Source organism: Bacillus sp. FSL R9-9530, assembly GCF_038008145.1.
Lineage (GTDB): Bacteria > Bacillota > Bacilli > Bacillales > Bacillaceae_G > Bacillus_A > Bacillus_A mycoides.
The window spans coordinates 373,257-392,337 of record NZ_JBBOYO010000002.1; the positions used below are offsets into that span (position 1 = coordinate 373,257).

The 19,081-nt window shown below is 33.3% G+C and carries 20 protein-coding genes and 5 pseudogenes; 15 read left to right on the forward strand and 10 right to left on the reverse strand.

Annotated elements, in window-relative coordinates; genetic code table 11:
- Positions 1-76 precede the first annotated feature (76 nt).
- The 4 genes from MKX66_RS29650 to MKX66_RS29665 all read left to right on the forward strand — a co-directional run bounded on the left by MKX66_RS29650 (position 77) and on the right by MKX66_RS29665 (position 4,214).
- Positions 77-460: a hypothetical protein gene (locus MKX66_RS29650; protein WP_341088066.1), complete on the forward strand. Its 384-nt coding sequence runs from the start codon at positions 77-79 to the stop codon at positions 458-460.
- Positions 457-756: a DUF2325 domain-containing protein gene (locus MKX66_RS29655; RefSeq protein ID WP_002169762.1), complete on the forward strand. Its 300-nt coding sequence runs from the start codon at positions 457-459 to the stop codon at positions 754-756. The genes MKX66_RS29650 and MKX66_RS29655 overlap by 4 nt, the downstream gene beginning before the upstream one ends.
- 599 nt (positions 757-1,355) lie before the next feature.
- Entirely contained in the window at positions 1,356-1,766 is a 411-nt protein-coding gene (locus tag MKX66_RS29660; protein WP_341088068.1) for a hypothetical protein, read from the forward strand.
- 1,764 nt (positions 1,767-3,530) lie between these two features.
- The gene (locus MKX66_RS29665) at positions 3,531-4,214 is read left to right on the forward strand and encodes a CPBP family intramembrane glutamic endopeptidase (protein ID WP_341088069.1); all 684 of its coding nucleotides are present in this window, start codon (positions 3,531-3,533) and stop codon (positions 4,212-4,214) included.
- Between the two features lie 45 nt (positions 4,215-4,259).
- Here the strand turns inward: MKX66_RS29665 and MKX66_RS29670 are convergent, their stop codons facing one another.
- Both MKX66_RS29670 and MKX66_RS29675 read right to left on the reverse strand, forming a co-directional pair.
- Positions 4,260-5,405 carry a DUF418 domain-containing protein gene (locus MKX66_RS29670; protein WP_341088070.1) on the reverse strand — a complete coding sequence of 382 codons (1,146 nt, stop codon included), beginning with the start codon at positions 5,403-5,405 and terminating at the stop codon, positions 4,260-4,262.
- A gap of 40 nt (positions 5,406-5,445) precedes the next feature.
- Positions 5,446-5,928 (reverse strand): thioredoxin family protein, encoded by a 483-nt coding sequence (locus MKX66_RS29675; RefSeq protein ID WP_341088072.1) that lies wholly within the window; start codon positions 5,926-5,928, stop codon positions 5,446-5,448.
- A 560-nt stretch (positions 5,929-6,488) separates the two neighbouring features.
- On the opposite strand from MKX66_RS29675, the gene MKX66_RS29680 reads away from it, so the two are divergent.
- A complete protein-coding gene (locus MKX66_RS29680; protein ID WP_002166777.1) occupies positions 6,489-6,653 on the forward strand; it encodes an aspartyl-phosphate phosphatase Spo0E family protein in 165 nt (54 codons plus the stop codon).
- Between the two features lie 216 nt (positions 6,654-6,869).
- Here the strand turns inward: MKX66_RS29680 and MKX66_RS29685 are convergent.
- Together MKX66_RS29685 and MKX66_RS29690 are read right to left on the reverse strand one after the other, a co-directional pair.
- Positions 6,870-7,240, reverse strand: a pseudogene (locus MKX66_RS29685) (short-chain dehydrogenase).
- 276 nt (positions 7,241-7,516) lie between these two features.
- Positions 7,517-7,882: a cupin domain-containing protein gene (locus tag MKX66_RS29690; protein ID WP_050001571.1), complete on the reverse strand. Its 366-nt coding sequence runs from the start codon at positions 7,880-7,882 to the stop codon at positions 7,517-7,519.
- A gap of 638 nt (positions 7,883-8,520) precedes the next feature.
- Between MKX66_RS29690 and MKX66_RS29695 the strand changes: the two genes are divergently transcribed.
- Together MKX66_RS29695 and MKX66_RS29700 are read left to right on the forward strand one after the other, a co-directional pair.
- Positions 8,521-8,721: a cold-shock protein gene (locus MKX66_RS29695; RefSeq protein ID WP_060750964.1), complete on the forward strand. Its 201-nt coding sequence runs from the start codon at positions 8,521-8,523 to the stop codon at positions 8,719-8,721.
- Between the two features lie 583 nt (positions 8,722-9,304).
- A complete protein-coding gene (locus MKX66_RS29700) occupies positions 9,305-9,748 on the forward strand; it encodes a DUF5065 family protein (protein WP_341088074.1) in 444 nt (147 codons plus the stop codon).
- A gap of 218 nt (positions 9,749-9,966) precedes the next feature.
- Here the strand turns inward: MKX66_RS29700 and MKX66_RS29705 are convergent, their stop codons facing one another.
- Positions 9,967-10,263, reverse strand: coding sequence for an ArsR/SmtB family transcription factor (locus MKX66_RS29705; RefSeq protein ID WP_341088077.1), 297 nt, complete (start codon positions 10,261-10,263; stop codon positions 9,967-9,969).
- Positions 10,264-10,467: 204 nt separating this feature from the next.
- Here MKX66_RS29705 and MKX66_RS29710 point away from each other — a divergent pair, with 204 nt between their 5' ends.
- Positions 10,468-10,677: a hypothetical protein gene (locus MKX66_RS29710; protein ID WP_341088079.1), complete on the forward strand. Its 210-nt coding sequence runs from the start codon at positions 10,468-10,470 to the stop codon at positions 10,675-10,677.
- 270 nt (positions 10,678-10,947) lie between these two features.
- The gene (locus MKX66_RS29715; RefSeq protein WP_078401698.1) at positions 10,948-11,058 is read left to right on the forward strand and encodes a YjcZ family sporulation protein; all 111 of its coding nucleotides are present in this window, start codon (positions 10,948-10,950) and stop codon (positions 11,056-11,058) included.
- Positions 11,059-11,080: 22 nt separating this feature from the next.
- Here the strand turns inward: MKX66_RS29715 and MKX66_RS29720 are convergent.
- Positions 11,081-11,512, reverse strand: a pseudogene (locus MKX66_RS29720) (DUF6998 domain-containing protein); the annotation flags it as partial.
- Between the two features lie 19 nt (positions 11,513-11,531).
- Positions 11,532-11,675: pseudogene (locus MKX66_RS29725) on the reverse strand (IS6 family transposase); the annotation flags it as partial.
- Positions 11,676-13,085: 1,410 nt separating this feature from the next.
- On the opposite strand from MKX66_RS29725, the gene MKX66_RS29730 reads away from it, so the two are divergent.
- Together MKX66_RS29730 and MKX66_RS29735 are read left to right on the forward strand one after the other, a co-directional pair.
- Positions 13,086-13,298, forward strand: coding sequence for an alpha/beta-type small acid-soluble spore protein (locus tag MKX66_RS29730; protein ID WP_098916876.1), 213 nt, complete (start codon positions 13,086-13,088; stop codon positions 13,296-13,298).
- Positions 13,299-13,598: 300 nt separating this feature from the next.
- Complete coding sequence (locus tag MKX66_RS29735; protein ID WP_341088085.1) at positions 13,599-14,114, forward strand: DUF3231 family protein; 516 nt, start codon at positions 13,599-13,601, stop codon at positions 14,112-14,114.
- Positions 14,115-14,149: 35 nt separating this feature from the next.
- Here MKX66_RS29735 and MKX66_RS29740 read toward each other — a convergent pair whose 3' ends face one another.
- Entirely contained in the window at positions 14,150-14,644 is a 495-nt protein-coding gene (locus MKX66_RS29740) for a YndM family protein (protein ID WP_341088087.1), read from the reverse strand.
- A 283-nt stretch (positions 14,645-14,927) separates the two neighbouring features.
- Here MKX66_RS29740 and MKX66_RS29745 point away from each other — a divergent pair, with 283 nt between their 5' ends.
- Positions 14,928-15,140, forward strand: coding sequence for an alpha/beta-type small acid-soluble spore protein (locus tag MKX66_RS29745; RefSeq protein WP_002140088.1), 213 nt, complete (start codon positions 14,928-14,930; stop codon positions 15,138-15,140).
- A 242-nt stretch (positions 15,141-15,382) separates the two neighbouring features.
- Here the strand turns inward: MKX66_RS29745 and MKX66_RS29750 are convergent.
- Positions 15,383-16,027: pseudogene (locus MKX66_RS29750) on the reverse strand (polysaccharide deacetylase family protein).
- 174 nt (positions 16,028-16,201) lie between these two features.
- Positions 16,202-16,405, reverse strand: coding sequence for a hypothetical protein (locus tag MKX66_RS29755; protein WP_341088089.1), 204 nt, complete (start codon positions 16,403-16,405; stop codon positions 16,202-16,204).
- Between the two features lie 271 nt (positions 16,406-16,676).
- Here MKX66_RS29755 and tnpA point away from each other — a divergent pair, with 271 nt between their 5' ends.
- The 3 genes and pseudogenes from tnpA to MKX66_RS29770 form a co-directional block, all read left to right on the forward strand.
- Positions 16,677-17,075, forward strand: coding sequence for an IS200/IS605 family transposase (tnpA, locus tag MKX66_RS29760; RefSeq protein ID WP_341088091.1), 399 nt, complete (start codon positions 16,677-16,679; stop codon positions 17,073-17,075).
- Positions 17,076-17,086: 11 nt separating this feature from the next.
- Complete coding sequence (locus MKX66_RS29765; protein WP_341088092.1) at positions 17,087-18,199, forward strand: RNA-guided endonuclease TnpB family protein; 1,113 nt, start codon at positions 17,087-17,089, stop codon at positions 18,197-18,199.
- 657 nt (positions 18,200-18,856) lie between these two features.
- Positions 18,857-19,021 (forward strand): annotated as a pseudogene (locus MKX66_RS29770) (IS4 family transposase); the annotation flags it as partial.
- Positions 19,022-19,081 lie beyond the last annotated feature (60 nt).

The following is a 19,081-nucleotide window of genomic DNA, read 5'->3' on the forward strand; positions in this document are numbered from 1 at the left end:
TCTGATATAATAAAACCATAGCTAAATGAAATCTATATATATAACTGATTTGAAATAGATATGGAGGAAAGAAAAAATGAGAATGTTATTTGGAACAGCAGCAAACTTTTTTGCGGGATATTCTTCTGGAAGGGGATCAGGATTTTTAGGGACATTATTCGGATGGGCTTTGTTTTTGGGTGGAGGATATCTATTAGTAGAACATTGGGATGCTATCACGGTTTGGATGCATAGTCTAAATATAGTGCGAGGATTAGACGGTTATGAAGACATGAGCAACGGGTTCATCTTTGTATGCTTGGTCGTAAGTGCTTTTATCTTTATGCTTTTGTTGCCGGTCTTTGCCATATTAATAGTAGTAGCCGTAGTGTTAATGAATATTGTAGTTTGTAACCTTGTACTGCTAACATCGCCAAGTACATACACAAAAAAGAAAAATAAGGAGAGTGAGTGGGAATGAATACAATTCTAGTATTAGGTGGATCAAATGGTAGGACGTTAGAAAAACTAGCGAAAAAAAGAGATTGTCAGGTAATTTTTCATGACGGAAAGAATCATGGTGGCGTAAAGAAGACTTTTCGTAGTGTCATTAAAAAATGTGATGTCATTGTTGTGCAGAAAGGTGCATGTGGCCATGTATCTATTGATGTAGCAAAGGAATACGCGAAGAAGTATGATGTTCCGCTTTTATTTAATCAAGGGTTTGGTGGAACGGGTGCGTTAGAAATAGGTTTAAAACACCTGCAGGCAGCGTGAGATTAGTAGGAAAAGAATATTTTGGATTATAAATCATATAATTTTTATATAAAGATAATAATTCGAAAGATTTTAATAATATACAATTTAAATTTCATTCGGGATGGGGATTCAGTATAACCAAAAGTAATAAATAAAAGAGAAAATCCCTGCGGGGACAGGGACTTTTTAGGAGAGATATTGTTGTCGTACAATGTCGAAATTTGGCGAATTCAACAAATTAATATTATCACGAATTTTCAAGTAATTGTGATGGTTGATGTGTCAAAACTGTGCACGTTTTTCATATAAAAGCGTTATTTTAATCGAAAAGGGGAACGTGAAGATAAAATAAGACCGTTCCTTTTATAGGAACGGCCGTACAAATATCATGTGCTGGAGGTCGCTCCAAATGGCATAAGATGTTTTCTCTAAATAGTATGGACAAGAAATTTTACGATTATACGTAAAAACGGCAGGCAACTAATTAAGTTACCCGCCTGTTCTTAAGCGACACGGAGGAGAGAGCTCCGTTTTGAAAGAGTACAGCCGGTGGGAAGTCGGCTCAGATGTAGTATGCACAAAACAAAAATGATTATTCGTAAAGGGGAATGAGAGATATGAAATGGATGTACAACCTTAATAGTAATAGCGATATTTGGACAAGCGATAAATACGAAACTAAAGAAGAAGCTATTCAAGCGGCTTTAAAGGATTGGACAGATAGAATGGTTGCAGATAGAGCGTCAGTTGATAATGAATTCCAAATTGGACAATTCAAACAGTATGTACCATGGATAAATGCGGATGTATTGTTAGATGAATTATATGAACGAGCAACCGATGAATGTGGAGAGGTTGCAGAATCTTGGCTTTCAGGTATACCAGCAGATGAGGGAGAAAAGCTTCAAGAACAAATAAATAAAGTAACAACAGAATGGCTAAAAGGGATAAATGAGTATCCTGGATTTGGTTCAATTGAAAACATTGAATCAATCGATGCTAGCAAACTTGAATACCAAGGAAACTAAACAAAATAGTTATCTTGTAATCAAAAATAAAATAACCCGCTAGTTATAACGGGTTATTTACACAAGGTATGCAAGAAATTCGAGGTGACTGGACGAGAGTACTCTGTGGAATTCCTTGCAATAATAATGTATTCAAAGGGATCAAAAAGGTTAATGGAAATTAAACAAAATCCTTATTTAATAAAAAAATCGCGTACAAAAAATGTACACGATTATATAGAAACTATGTCTTGTCTGCTCATTGCATTGTATGTAAAACGTGATCCATTGCAATAAATTAAAAGAGCACTTTTGACAGTGCTCTTAGGACCAAGACTCTTACTGTAAAAGAGTACAGGATAATATATGTGACTTTTTCTAAGAATGTGAATCATTTGACCAGAATTTTTACTTGAAAACTAAAGAGTGCTTTCCAAGGCACTCTCTGATTAAAACTAAAATTGAAAAAGAATACCACATGCTATCGTATGTAAGGTTCTCAGGGGTGTGCGGATTTAATACAAAATCGTTATTTTATCTTAAAAAAAATAGAGCACACATATAAGTGTGCTCTCAAATAAGAAAGGTAGAATGTTATGAATGGAAAGCTTCCATACAATAACATATGCTTGTCCGGTTTAAATGTGAGAAGTTTTTAACAAAATCATTATTTAAAAAAATCCCAGCTTAAATATATGTACGCAATATCTAAGCTGGGAAAAAGAAATAAAGCTATTGTTTGTGTTTTTCCTCTTTATCAAGGAAAAATACGACGAATATTGCTAGGAGAATAGGCAGCCAAACTGCGTGTGGCATATTAAAACCTCCTTAAAATATATATCTACTATATTTTACCATATATAAGAGTTTAAATGTAAGGAAACGAAAAAGATGAGTTTCTAACAAAAACGCTATTTGCGCGACACGTTTCCTTATAAGTGTGCAAACACGAAATAGGAGGGTTATCAATTCGATAACAACAACTGATTGACTGAAAGTAGAAATGAAAGCCGTCAGGTTGAGCTGAAACTACTTATCTGATACTCCTACATGCAAGGCATGATAGTAGTCACAAATTGTATGAAGCTAGGTGAAGTCGGCTGAACAAAACCTAAGTGAGAAATCATATGGTGATGGATAAGTCGGGATGCTACAAAATATCTATGATGAGAATGTCCGACAAAGGACTGGCGAACTTGTGAATGTACGGGTCTAAACGTTTAATACATCAGAAATGTGTATGTCGTCAACGACGACGTTATCTACCGAAAAGTAAGAGTAAATAGTATGAAATTCGGAACATCCAACGATGAGGGTGTAAAGATAACAGGCTTAAAGCAAGCGCCTAAGGATATATGTATAGCTAAGTCAATCGGAACGTGGTAAGCAAGAAACTGTCACCAACGCCTACTAGCGGACAGATGCATATAAGGTTCTAATGAACCAAAATTGCTTCATTCTTGTGAAGGTGGGGACATAGTACCGACGAAGCATGTAATAAATGTGGAGGGATAGTCCTTAGTCTTATTCTTTGAAAACTAAATCAATTAGATGTAACTCACAGGATCGAGTAAGATGATGTGACCTTTCGTAAGAAAGGGGAATTAATACGTTGGTGAGTACAACATTATTTGTAATCTGGTTGCTTTAGTATAGAAGAATAAGATGGGGCGCTGTATGCGATGAAAGTCGCACGTACAGTGCTAAGCGGGGGAAAAGATGGAGATAACTTCAAAGTTTTACCTATCGCAACTAGAGAAAAAGGTAAAGGATGAATCCAAGAATATGAATAATAGTAATATATACAAATCAGGTTATGTCATTCTTATTTATTTTGTTATGACTCAATTTGTCGGAATTATAGGAGTACAATTACTGGCTAAGACAGGTTGGTATGGTATTCAGAGGAATCAGCAACAAGCGATTCAAGAGATCCTTGTACATTGGGAGTTAATAGGGTTTCTGCTTACACTAGGAATCATATTTCTTTTATATAAGAAAGAATGGATTAAAGAACCTAGGCTATCAATCAAATTATCGAAAGCCACATGGGGGTGGATTCTTGCAGGAATCGTATTCGTTTTTTTTGCACAGATGATTGGTAGCTTTTTAGATAAAAGTTTATTCCAGTTATCTACGCAATCAGAAAATACATCTAGTACAGTCGCAGCTGCAGTGATATCACCAATTGCGATTGTATCCATTGTAATTCTTGCCCCATTAGTAGAGGAACTGGTATTTCGATATGCAACCATGAATATTTTAATGAAGAAGTTTAAAGAAACAGGGAGTATCGTAATCAGTGCATTGTTCTTTGCAATTATGCATTTTGATTTTCCATTTATCTTTGGGTATTTCTGTATTGGGGTTGTATTAGCCTTCGTATATAAACGTTCAAATCAATTATTAGTTTCTTATATTGTTCATGCAGCGATGAACTTCATTGTACTGATGTTACAAATAATCTAAATATGAGTAAATAAAAAGACATGCTTGATAAAACAGCACGTCTTTTTATTTATAAGTCCATTTTCTCCATAGCCATTCGATAGGTCCATATCGGAAATACTTACTCCATAGTGTACTGAATATACATTGTACGATACAAATAAGAATCCCAAAGATACATAGTTGCCAGTATGTTACTTGTGAAATGTCCTGGAAGCACGCTGAGAGAATCACTAGCGTGAGTATACTTTGGCTAATATAGTTAGTTAAGGCAAATTTACCAATAGCCATAAAAGGTTGTAACCACCCTACATATTTTTCATTCTCGCATATTAAAAGGAGAAAACATATGTAGAATATAGCGAGGGATTTTCCTCCGAATAGAATCCATAACTGGATATGGATAGAGTAATAGACATCTGTTTCTATAAAATAATAGATGATAGGGAGGGAGAGCAGACATGATAGGAATAGCGAACTCCACTGTAAAATTTGAAATTTCCCTCTGAGTTCCGATACGCGTCTAAAAATATTCTTCTTTCCAGCCCATAAACCTATTAAAAATAACCCAATATATTCCGGGATCCCTATTAGAAGTTGCTGAAATTCCTGTGTCATAAGAAAGAACAAACGAGCTTTTACTTGATGTAAATAATTCGAAAATAGATTCACTGTGTGATTAGTAGTGTTGCCTGTAAACATATATTGATAGTATTTTGGTATCTCTTCAGGAATAGAAGGGCTTGCATATAAAAATAAAATAACATGTAGAGTATAACTAGCAAGTAAAAAACTACAACCTGTTATAAAAATAAGCTTAGTAGACCGCTTATAAAAGAACAATAGAACAAAACCTGCTATAGCATATGCATGTAAAATATCTCCATACCAAAGAAAGATAAAGTGAATTACACCAAATAGTAATAGAATACATAACCTACGACTAAATAGCTTATATATGGGATACCCCTTTTTTTCTGTATTTCTCATAAAGATATAAAATCCCATGCCGAATAAGAATGCAAAAATGGTATAAAACTTTGATGATATCAGTAAATCTACCAGAAAACGAACTACTTTATCTATACCGGAGTAACCTGCTTGATTAAAGGAATCTAGTCCTGTCATAGTAGGTAGATTAGCAAATAGGATACATAGTATGGCTATACCTCTTATCATGTCTAACGAATGAATACGAACGTTTTGTTGCATCTAAATTCTCCTTTCTCAAAAAAGAAAAACGAGCACTATATTAGCTAGCGCTCGAATTACGTCTTGCAAAGAATCCATCGTATGTCGCAGCTGACACTGCTCCTTCAAGGCGTTCAATTTCTTCGCCTCTGTTATAAGCTACAACAACTGGAGTACCAGGAATGTCGAACTCTTGAAAGGCACTTTGATTTTCTGGTGTAGAGATATCAATACGGTAAATGGTCCTATCATGTTTCTGCGACATGCTATTGATATCTGGGGCAGCTTTTTTACAATATTGACACGCTGGTTGATAGTAATAGGCAATGAACTCGTCTTGAGACTCTATTTTTTGCTTTAATTCTTCTTTTGAAATATCTTTTATATTTTTTGTTGCTCTTTCTGCATCTACAGCAGATACAATTGCTTTTTCTGGTGTTACAGTTTCTGTTTTGACGGATTCATTTTTTGTTAAAGTGAAGATCGTGATACAAACAACGAATAGGGTGGTTACAAGTGCTCCGATTTTGTAGATTTTTTTCATAGTAAATTCCTCCTTTAAATAAAAAAAGGACAAACCTCGCCCGAGTTAACAGGGCGTAAGGTTTGTCCTTCACGCTACGTACAATAGAGTATAAACAATGGATAACAAATTTTCTACTTATATATTACCACATAATCCATATAGAATGCTATATTAATTTTAACAAGTGACACAAAGAACAAACAAAATTACTATAATTTCACGTACCAGAATAATAATAAAAAAAGCAAACAACATACAATAGGGGATTCTATACAGTTTATAACTATGTGTTAGTTCTACCCTAGTATTAGGGGTCAAAACGTATAAAAAGACACTACTTAAAGTGTCTTTTTATACGTTGACATGCTATTTAAGAAAATGTAGTGATTAATTAGATGCTTCTCGATTAATCTTAGTATAACATCAATATAGAAGATTTTAAATGCAATTCTGCATATATAGATTCCTACATATATAATTCTACCTTAAATCTCAATTGCCAAAATTACCAGTTCCCTTATTTTTATATTTATACTATAATTTAACTGCTAAATAGTATTAAAGGAGCTTTTAAAGATATGGAGATGAGAGATTTACAAAAACTAATTGAATCAAAGAAACAAGAACTAATTAAACTTGTAGAGAAGTATGGGTTTACCCATAAGCAAGTTTTGTATTTAAGTCAAGACATCGATATATTAATTAATGAATGTATATATAATAATATTAATAAAGGTGAATGAAGTTACAGTTGTAAAATGATAATAAAGTTATTTAATGTAGTGTAGTGCTATCCTAAGGAGAAGTGAAAAATCCCTCTTGGAAATAGTACTATTTTTGTGCTGAAAACAGCTGTTTTTTTATCTTTTAAAACACTTACTGTTTAAATAATAATGCTGTTAAAAAATAGGAGCTGTTAAATCTTTATGGCACAACCTAAAAAACGAACTTAGTTAGGTTCAAACCCCATAATGTATCATATATTTCTTTTCTTCTGTTGCTTGTATAATTTTTGAAGCCAGCTCACTAAGTTCGGTAGAATTTTTAAAATACCCTGATGATGTGACTACATCATAAAACAATGATAATGATTCGGGTAGGATAATTGTTATTCCGTAATAGGCTAATCCACATTCAGGGCGATTAAATGAATGAAAGTATGTTTTCATTATAGATAAATTATCAATTAAACTATAGATAAATTATCAATTAAACTATTGATAATATCATCATCAACAGAAATACAATTGTATTTCTGAGGGATATAATCATTGTATTTTTTTTGAATGTCAAAATCATCAAGTATCCCAAATTCGTGTACGCAAGTCATAATAATCACCCTCTTAATAAGAAATAAACTGACACTCTTATTCTTCCTCTGTTTCAATTAATTCAACATCGTCAGATGTTGAATCCCCGGCAAGCTTTAATGCTTCTTGATAAAACTTCTCCGAGTTGACATTTTTTGTTCTTTTGTCATAAACAGAATCCCAAGGAATACCTGTTGTTTAAAAATCTAAGTTTTATTCAACAATAGCGCCCGATTGTGGAAAATATGTAACTTCCTTTTATATGTTGATCCAAAGAAAGTAACTGAATTATTGATTTAAATCCATATATTATTTTCAGCAGTTAGTTTGGAATTAGTTTCACCAGTGTTGACTACACCTTTAGGCTCTACCAGCATTATATGGCATTCCTTTTCAGCATAAGGCTTATGCTCCACACCTTTTGGTATCACATACATTTCTCCTTTGGAAAGTTTGACCTGTCCATCGCGGAATGTGATGGACATCTCGCCGTCTATCACGATGAATACCTCATCGGTGTCTTTATGATCGTGCCATACAAAATCCCCCAGAATCTTCACTAACTTAAACTGATAGTCATTCATTTCACCAATGACTTTGGGCGACCAGTGTTCACTGAATTTGGACAGTTTCTCGCTTAGATTAATAGCATTATAATTGATATAAATCCCCCCAGAACTATTCTTACCCTTATTTTACAACTTCGATAGATTAATTACTATTTTGATTAAGATCTCAAAAGTTTCTGCTGATCTTCCACAAAATGGCCCGATTGTTGAATAAAACTTAGATTTTTAAACAACTTTATTATTTTTAAAGCGACTTTATTGGGGTCGCACCACATATCCATCAAGCTAACAAGGACGAGTTACTCCAAAACGATAAAAACGATCAACATGCATCAAAAAAACCACGCTAAGCAAAAATACAATAAGCTGTCCAAATGGACAGCTCATTTACATAATTACCGTTATCAGAAGTAAAATTTAACTCGAAAATAGCTAATTTTATCAGTTGTTGAATGTCTGAAAAAAATCAAACCAATGATATTGTTGAGATCCTTTGGCAATTTCTTGCTGTGATGACTATCATAGTGACTTTTTCTCCAGCAACAACTATTAGTAGCTAATTACCATAAGGACTTATTTTTGAAATTTGCTATTTTTCAGAAAGTATGTTAATTTAAGAAAGACCTATTTTTGTTCGGTTTGAGATTAAGAATAAATTTTGTTTTTTGTCTAAGGTATTTGAGCAAGGGTAGTAACATATGTGTGGGTATCCACACTAGGAGGCAACAATTATGGAACAAGGTAAAGTAAAATGGTTTAATGCAGAAAAAGGTTTTGGATTCATCGAGCGTGAAGGTGGAGAAGACGTATTCGTACATTTCTCAGCTATCCAAATCGACGGTTTCAAATCTTTAGACGAAGGACAAAGTGTAACATTTGAAGTAGAAAAAGGACAACGTGGCCTACAAGCTACTAATGTTCAAAAAGCTTAATATTAGCTGATGAAAGACCCTCTTGTAGGGTCTTTTTTTATTTTTTCACAATATTACGAATACAACTTTTTTAAGGGGATTTGGGGTGCTTAACTTTTAATGAAAAAGAAGATGTTAGAAATCATAGTTTTAGCATAATGGGCTTTTTCTTTTAGTTATCTTGCAATTATATTAGGAATACCAAAAAACGGATTATATATAGTCGTAGGATTTTCAATCTTATTTGTTGGTGGAATTTTGATTGTGCATCTATTTTAAAATAAGAATAAAAATGGAAAAAATTTTGTTTGATTGTATATTTCATACACGTCTAGTTAACATAATGTCTCATTATCAGCAGTCAACGATGCATAAAATTTTTGTTATGGGGAGAATTAAAAATCTTAGCTTGATGGGCATGGGGTACAATACATATTATTAAAATTCAGATGGTTCAAGTCGGAGGAAGGCACCTTAGGGTGTCTTTTTTGTGTTTATGGATTTTTTTAGAAAATATTTGAAATATAATACAATCAATTATATTATTATGTGTGTATGACTTTTGATTTTTAATATTTCTGAAAATTAATAGGGGGAAACAATAATGAAATTAGGAAAATTAGTATTAATTGGGGCGTTAACATTTAGCGGGTTTACTGCAATAGAAATGATTAAGCCTACCTCACAAGTTACTGCAGCTTACTCAGATTCATTTAATGATGATTGGGGATTTAAAACCATTGTGGATCTGGAAAGTTCCGTGGAAAGTACATATCAACCTGATTGGAAAATTGGGGATTTAATAACTGGTGATACATTTTACTTAACACAGCACTTTGGTAGAGAACATTTTGGTGCGCAAATGAAAATTTTTAAAGTCCACACAAATGGTACCCTAGAACGATTCCAAACAATAGAACCAGAATTTCTTCCTGGAACAGAAATTTGGCAAACTCCTATCACAGATAGCTATACAAGTGGTACTTATGTAGCTGCAATTAAATATCGTGGTGAATTCACGTATTCAAATCAATTTACAATCAATTAAGGATGTAATAAATTAGAAACAGGCACTCAAAAGAGGGCTTTTATTATTTCTCAATAACCGAAATTATTTAACGTGGTAAAATAATAATTGGATTGGCATCCGATACCATATTACAATACGATGGTTCAAGTCGCAGGAAGGCACCTTAGGGTGTCTTTTTTATTTGTTATTGTTTCAATTATAAAGTGCTTAAATTCAAAAAAGACATCAAATAAAACTTAATATAATAATCCTAATAAATCGATAATATCAATAACTTTCTTATCTTCTATTCTACAATAAAGCCTTGTACCCTTGCGCTCGCTAATTACAATATTACCTATAGTTAGTTTGCGTAAGTGTTGTAAAATCATAGGTTCCGAAATATGCGTCGCAGCACTCAACTGAGAAACTGTTAAAGTCCCACTTACAACCAATTCACGTACGATTAATAAACGACTTAAACTACCTAATAACTCTAAGATTTCAGCACCACTTACATAATAATTAGAATCCATGTTGAAATCACCAGACATACTATTCATCTCCCTAATATCAATACGAATATTGAATATTTTAACATGAAAGTGAAAATTAACCTCCTAATATTTCCTATTAAAATGTAGAAATTTCAAGTTTGGGTGGTTTAAGTGAGAGGAAGGCAACTTAAAGTGTCATTTTTTAGTGGACAAAACAATATAAATTGTATTATAAAAATAAAAGGATTAAGAGAAAGGTAAGTGAATATCATAATTAATTTTGAACCGTTTAACCCAACTATAAATGACATAGCGATCAAACTTGCTATGGTACTGTTTATACCGTTATTTTTAGCATTGCTTGTCAAAGTGATACTTATGAAATTTATGAAAGAATTGATTGCTGGCAGACTAGCATATCTATCTTGTTTATTTTTTATGTACTATGTATTTAAATTTGTTACAGAGTAGAAAGGCACATTAGGGTCTCTTTTCTTTTATGTAATAATGCATAGAATATTAAATTTAATAGATATTATGATATACTCTCAAGGTGTGATACATAATTTCTTTAAATTAGAAAACTAAACCTTATCTACCCAATTGTGGGGGACGCCTTATGGCGTCTTTTTTTTAGGACCTGCTCAATTCAGGCATAAAAACATAAGGTAAAGTGAACCCGTTAAAATACATGGAATGAATCCTAGTTTCACTCTCTTATCTAAAGGAGGAACTATTGTTATGGGCTATGGTGGTAGTTGCGGCGAAGGCTGCGGTTTTGGTGGCGGATTTGCTTTACTCGTTGTACTCTTTATACTATTAATCATTATCGGATGCAGTTGCTTCTGCTAAAAAAATATAGGAAAAGACACTCTTAAAGGAGTGTCTTTTCTACTCTCTTTAAAGAACTTATATTGACCTCATAATTATTCCCATATGGTCTAAGCGATGGAATTTCTTCCTTTGGCCCGTAAAATAATAGTTTCAAATCATCATCTTTGTACTGAACTACGAAGAAATCATCGAATTGGTAGAATGTATTTTGATTGATCGTGATAAAACCTTTTCCTTGGGCAGTTGTTTTAACACTTATTCTTCTCCCATCTTTGATGACATCATATCCATGCTGATTAGTCACTTTGGATAGCTCGTCATTCGTATAAAGAACACAAAAGAATTCACCTAGACGACCTATAAGATGTCTTAATTCGGTTGCTTTCCATCCAAGGACATTTATTTCATATCGTAAAACTTCAAAATATGATTCATATAACTTTTGGATTAGCGAGATTCCTATAGCACTTTTACCATTGTAAGGAATAAGTTATCCATTGACCTTTTACTTTGATATAGGTTTCATCGACTCTCCAAGAGTCATTTGTTTGTTTGAGGTGACGACGGATTCGTTTGTCCAATTCAGGACCATACTGATGAACCCAACGCATAATCGTTGTATGAAAAATAAATAAAAGAACCCGTTAGTCATAAACGGATTCTTTCCACAAGATTCACAAGGAATACAAGGTAACTGGTCCAGAGAAACCTATGAAATTCCATGTGATATTACTATATGTAAAGTGGATAAAACGGTTAATGGAAATTAAACAAAATTCTTATTTAACAACAAATAAAAAGAGCACATTTTTATATGCACTCTTAGTAAGATAGGTGAATGTCTCATGAGATATAAAAAATTCAAAAAATCGTAATCAGATTTTCATGAGTGAATTTTTTATATTGTATTTGTTACTTGGAGTTATTGAGCCTGTCACTATAAAAATAAAGAGCGCTTTTTAAGGCGCCCTATGACCAAGACTCATATCGAAAAGCCTACCATGATTAATGTATGTGCAGTTTTTTAATGAAATCCTTATTTGAACGTAAAAAGCCCTAGAGGGGACTAGGGTCTTTTACATAATAAATCTTTCTGTTTTTAAAAGGACTTACTGAAGATAACACATGAATGTTTCATAAATGTATCAAAAAAATGAACAAAATCTTTATTTCATAACAAGCGAAAAAGAGCACACATATAAGTATGCTCTTTGACAAGAAAGGTAGATTTCTATGAGTGGAAAGTCTCCATACAATAACATATGCTTGTCCAGTTAAAAGGCGAAAAAATTTAACAAAATCGTTATTTAGTAGCAAATGAAAAGAGCACACTAATAAGTATGCTCCTTGAAAGGTAGATTGCTATGCTTGGAAGGTCTCCATACAATAACATATGCTTGTCTAGTTTAAGTGTGAAAGGCTTTTAACCAAAAAGCTATTTAAATAAAAGAAACCCCGTTTGTCTGCGGGGATTCTAAGGGTAATCGTCAAGTAATGACGTACTCGACTAATTAACCATATCATGAATTTTTTGGTAAAAACACTGGTAAATGTGTCCAAATGAATGGGGCATCATTTTGAACAAAAACACTATTTGATTTCAAATGAAAAACAGCTAGCAAAAGCTAACTGCTCAGTCTTGAAGGAAGTCTCGATTAGTAAGGTTACACACAAGAGATTTCCGGCTGTTTAACAGCCTATCCGTAGTATTGACGGAATATTAAGTTTTATCCAAGAGACATTATATTTTACAAATTAGATTATGATAGTCGATATACTCCATATTGACCAGAAAAGAACCAAAAATTCTATTGAAATTCCAAGTGTTCTTTTCCTAGTTTTTTGAAATTCTTTAATTAAATAGCCAACAGCACTAATTGCGGTTCTGGTGCAAAAATAGCATCTCTCCTATAGAAATGCTACTTTGCCCCTAGTTATAAGAACGCTAGTACTACCCCATAATTAAAGGGATTCATTTTCCATAAAAAGGAATTAATATTTTTCCGTGATTCGTAGCATGTTAAAAACATAGGAGGTGATACAATATGGCAAACAATAATAGTGGAAGTCGTAATGAATTATTAGTTCGAGGCGCTGAGAATGCAATTGATCAAATGAAGTATGAGATTGCACAAGAGTTTGGTGTACAACTTGGTGCAGACACAACAGCTCGTGCAAACGGTTCTGTTGGTGGCGAAATCACAAAACGTTTAGTTGCAATGGCTGAACAACAGCTTGGCGGTGGAATTAACCGCTAATTTTAACTATAAATAAGAGTTAATTGGTATAGGTCGTAGCAGATATTCAAACCAATTTCTGTTGTTTAATTAATTTAAAAATAAACCCTTATAGCAAACGATTTTTCACTGAAAGATTATTGATAATCTTTCAGTATTTTGTTTGCAAATTTCTTTACTAGACTACAAACATACATTGTTGGGAAGGTGTTTCCAATGCATGATAGAAAGTCTTTTGTAGGAAAAAACATACTTAAAAATATCTTTTCAATATTGAAAACTATACTTATTATGATATTTTCGAAAGGGAGGAATTTTAAAATGGGTGTATTAAGTGGAAATCCTCAAAATGAGCCTTTACATTACGGAGAAGTATTTGATATTTGGAGTTATCTTCTTGCGGCACAAGGAGCTGTTGCTGGACATCAAGTATTTATGAATCACACAGGTGATGAAGATTTAAAGAAGTTTTTACAAAACTTAATTGAGAATGATATGACTTCTGAAATAGAAGAGTTAAAAGTTCTTTTAAAGGTGAATGGAGTTGCTTTACCACCAGCACCTCCAGAAAGACCGGTTGCCTCTATTGAAGATATTCCCCCTGGCGCACGCATCAATGATGCTGAAATTGCAGCAGCCGTTGCAGCAAGTCTTGCAGCAGGATTAGTAACTTGTAGTCAAGTTATGGGGAAATGCCTTCGAGAAGATGTAGGCATGCTCTTTGGACAATTTCACATGAAAAAAGCGCAAGCTGGAGTAACTTTATTACGTTTAAGTAAGAAGAAGGGCTGGGTAGTCCCTCCACCATTACATGTTCGAAATTCTGAACAAGCTTGACGATAAAAATAAAAAAGTGGCTCTCGGCCACTTTTTTATTTCAATTTATCAGTCCTATCTTTCACTTTTTTAGATGGATGAACTCTTTTTATTTTGGAATAATTTACATACTCGTCAGAAATCTCCATAGCATATTTATCATGACCAATAGTAGTGGATTCTCGTGAATCTTCATCCTCGTGTAAAACAACTTTCTTCATATAGATATGAAAGAATATTTCTGCCACACTAATAAGCAAAGTTGCAAAAAAAGCAGATGCTCCAATATTACGAGTCAAGTCTATATCTGCTAAAAGATACGTTAATGCCCAAACTCCTACAAAGCTCACGCCCAAATCAGCAATGGTAGCCGCCATGTTTCCATACTTAGGCAAAATAAATAAATCTCCTATTAAATAGGCGACTGCAGTAATTATTAATGAAATAAACAATATTCTTGGAATCGAAATACCCTGAAAAATACCTAGTATCATCAATAATACAGCGCTAATAGCGGTATATTTAATTAATAAGGCAACAATATGTTTCATATGTATTCCTCCAATTCTTTAATCGGTATGTAAGAGAAACCCCTTCAATAAAAACGGGCTGTGCCTTCATAAAGCACAACCCGTTTCATCGTGTTCTGGAGGTCTGTTTAATACATGATACTCTATGGCAAGCATTTTTTATTTCGCTCTCCTACACATTACTATTTTGTGAAATATATGTATAATTTATACTTTAAAAAACTGAAAAAATGAAATACAAAAAATGGATTATATATTTTCGATTACTTTTAAACATATTAAAAAGTAAAGGAGGTGACATAACATGTCAAACAATAATAGTGGAAGCAGCAATCAATTATTAGTACATGGCGCTGAACAAGCTCTTGATCAAATGAAATATGAAATTGCTCAAGAATTTGGTGTACAACTTGGTGCAGACGCAACAGCTCGTGCAAACGGTTCTGTTGGTGGTGAAATCACAAAACGTCTAGTAGCAATGGCTGAACAACAACTTGGCGGTGGAGTTAATCGTTAACTTTAAATATGCATGGATAAAAAGGAGAGACACATCGTCTCTCCTTTTTTAAAATTGTAATTTATTAAGGAATAAATTACTTTTCAATTCTTCATTCAGTTTTTATCTATAAGGGCAAGCTCCTTTTTACATTATGATCTTTAGTATATAGAGTTACTAAAAAATATTATCCTCTAGATAATTCTCATAAATTTCCGTTAGTAAGATAGACTTAAAAAAACAGATAGTAAATAAGCCTAGATTCACTGATAAAAAGTATCAAAAGGGGAGGGGATTATTTTTTTGGAAAGATAGAGCATTTCAGATACTGTTACACATTCGTAATCGCTTCTGTATAAATATCTCATAATCCTTTCTAATGCTTTAACTGTCTGAGAAAATTCACTACCATTCCAATCATGGAGTAGAATGATATTACCAGGTTTAACACCTTTGGTTATATATCTAGAAATTTTGCTAGCTGCTGGATTTCTCCAATCTTGAGGATCCTGATGCCATGACCATAGAATAATAAGCTTCCCATTTTTTATAGCTGTATTAATAATTAAATCATTGTAAAGGCCTCCGACTGGACGATAGAGAGTGGGTTTATAGCCAGTAATTTATTTGATAATTTCATCCGCTTGATCTAATTCTGCAGTTAATTTAGCGGCGGTAATATTTTTATCATAAATATGATTATAAGTATGATTAGCAATTTCGTGTCCTTCTTTTACTTGCCTTTTTTAAATCGCAGGAAATCTTTTAACTTTATTACCCGCTACGAAAAAGGTTGCTTTCGCATTGTATTTAGCTAAAATATCAAGTATTTGAGGGGTGAAGACAGGATGAGGCCCATCATCAAATGTTATTGCAACTATTTTCCCCTTTGTATTTAATTCCCAAATTACCTTCCCTGTTTTTTCAGGTTCTGGTGAAAACCTCGAATGCTGTCAAAATATACACAAAAATACGAGAGTAATTACGAACATTCAATCTTTACAAAGTATAAAAATACGGATTTTTATACTGATTTCCGAACAACTCATTCTCATGAGAATATAACATTCATGTTGGATTGTCTAAGTAATCATTTTTGCACCAGAACCATTATTTTTGCGTCCCTCCATTAAGTTGATAGCTTGTCCTTGCGGTTTATCAAAAACCACTTTTAATGCTTGAAATAACATTGATGACATTTGTAGCATCTCGTTTTGTTCATTTGTTAATGCTACTGGATATAGCACTCCATCCTTGCAATACATTAGAACTACGCTGCCTTTCATTTCCACATTCCTCCCTTTACTAGTAAAAGTTGATATGATATAATAACAGCTCATAATCTTTCGACTTTTCGAGAAACGCCTTGTCTCCCAACTGGGCGTTTTTTCATTTTTAACGAATTCCTCGAAAGAATTCTCCTTCCTCAAGCGCGTGAAGGGCGTAGCCCAGCGGTAGGTGGGAGATGAATTTCGGTTTGGCGTAGCCAAAAGGCTTTGCTTTTTATTTTACCTCTGATATAATCAGTCTTATAAAGAAAAAAAGGTTGGTATATCAATGGAATTAGACAGCAATAATCATTCAGTGTTCTTGTTATATTATCATCTTGTGTTGGTCGTAAAATACAGAAGAAATGTGTTTGATGATGATATGTCAGATTATGCAAAAGACATGTTTATCAGGTTATCCGAGAATTACAACATAACACTGGTAGAGTGGAATCATGATGTAGACCATGTTCATATTTTGTTCAAGGCACATCCGAATACAGAAATGACAAAATTCATCAATGCTTATAAGAGTGCAAGCTCTCGACTCATTAAAAGAGATTTTCCACAAGTAAAAAAGAAACTTTGGAAAGAGATGTTTTGGTCAAGAAGTTTTTGCTTACTAACTACTGGTGGTTCACCAATAGACGTGGTAATGAAGTATATTGAAAATCAAGGTGAAAAGTGAGGTGAAATGATATGACAAAGCATAATAAAGCATATAAATTCCGTTTGTATCCAACAGAAGAACAAGCATATCTTATGCGTAAAACCTTCGGTTGTGTACGTTTCGTGTATAACAGAATGTTAGCTGAACGGAAAGAAGCGTACGAAAAATACAAAGATGATAAGGAACAACTAAAGAAACAAAAGCTTCCAACTCCTGCGAAATATAAAGCAGAATTTGAGTGGTTAAAAGAAGTTGATTCATTAGCTTTGGCAAATGCTCAACTAAACTTGCAAACTGCCTATAAGAATTTCTTTAGTGGTCAAAATGACTTCCCAACATTCAAAAGTAAAAAAGACAGAAAGTCTTATACAACGAATGTAGTAAACGGAAATATTATGTTGCTTAATGGTCATATCAAATTGCCAAAACTGAAAATGGTACGTATCAAACAGCATAGAGAGATACCACAAGATTATATGATCAAGTCATGTACGATTTCTATGACACCTACTGGTAAATACTATGTGTCCATCTTGACTGAATACGAAAAAGAGATTGTACAAAAAGAAGTAGAAACAGTTGTTGGATTAGACTTTGCGATGGATGGATTATATGTTAGTTCTGAGGGTGAGAAAGCCAATTATCCTAAGTTCTATCGTAAAATGTTAGACCGATTAGCAAAGGCACAACGAGTATTATCAAGAAGAACCAAAGGTTCTATTCGTCGGAATAAACAATGTATCCGTGTAGCTAAGTTACATGAAAAAGTAGCGAACCAACGTAAGAACTTCCTTCATCATAAGTCTAAAGAGTTGGCTACTCATTTTGATGTTGTAGCTATTGAAGACCTAAACATGAAAGGAATGTCGCAAGCACTTCATTTTGGAAAAAGTGTCGCTGACAATAGTTGGGGAATGTTCACTTCTTTTTTAGCTTATAAACTATACGAACAAGGAAAACAACTTATGAAAATAGACAAATGGTTTCCTTCCACAAAAACATGTAGCAGTTGTGGAAATGTAAAAAACATGTCATTGTCTGAACGAGTATATTCTTGCATATGCGGTGTAAATCTCGATAGAGATTATAACGCAGCTATCAATATCAAAAATGAAGCAATACGCCTATTAGCGTTAGCATAAATAGCAATAAAATAACCTTTGGAACAAGGGAGTTAGCTCGGCTGTCTTAGGACGAATTCGTTAGCTATCAAAAGTAACGACTAACCGAGAAGCCCCCACTTCAAACAGTCCGTTAGGACGTTAAGTGGCGGGTAGTTCACGTATCTTTCTAATATATTTGTATTAAAAGAACAAAAAAGATTCTGGAGGCATTTTGACGTGTTTCTGAATCCGAGATGGATATTTTTGCCCATCCCCCGAAAAGGGTGATGGGCAAAAATACCCTAAAACAATTCATTTTTCTCATTAACAAATATTAAATCGGATACTATTATTATTCTGAATATTTTGTTTATTTTATAATGAAAAGCTATTCATACAAGTTACAATAAGGAAAACAGAAAGTGTATAGAGGAGGACAGCATATGTTTAATGAACAAAAGTTGCAGTTATGGAGTAAAATATTTGCAGTCATCACAGTAATTACAGCTATTATTAATAAATTTGTAATCATACTTCAAAACAAATTAGCCATTCTTGTCTTTCTTGAATTTACTGTATTTTGTTTTCTTTTATTTTTCCTTTATATACATAACAACAAAAACAAAGCGATTTTTATCGTTATTATGTATATAGCCTCTTTAATTTACATAATAATTTTAAAAAAAGCTGAACCCCATACAGAGAAACACCCACGAAATAACAAAGATCTTAATCCGCCTGTTCCACCTTCTAGAGAAGAATGGGCGCAAATCTCACAGATATGAGAAGAAGACTGTCTTTGATATCATGGGTGCTGTCTATGAGTATAATGGATTGAAAAAACAAAAGAAAGTTGCATAATTTAAAAAATGAAACCCGTAAGAGTTTATTTGGAATACATATTTTTAAGAGTATGCTTCT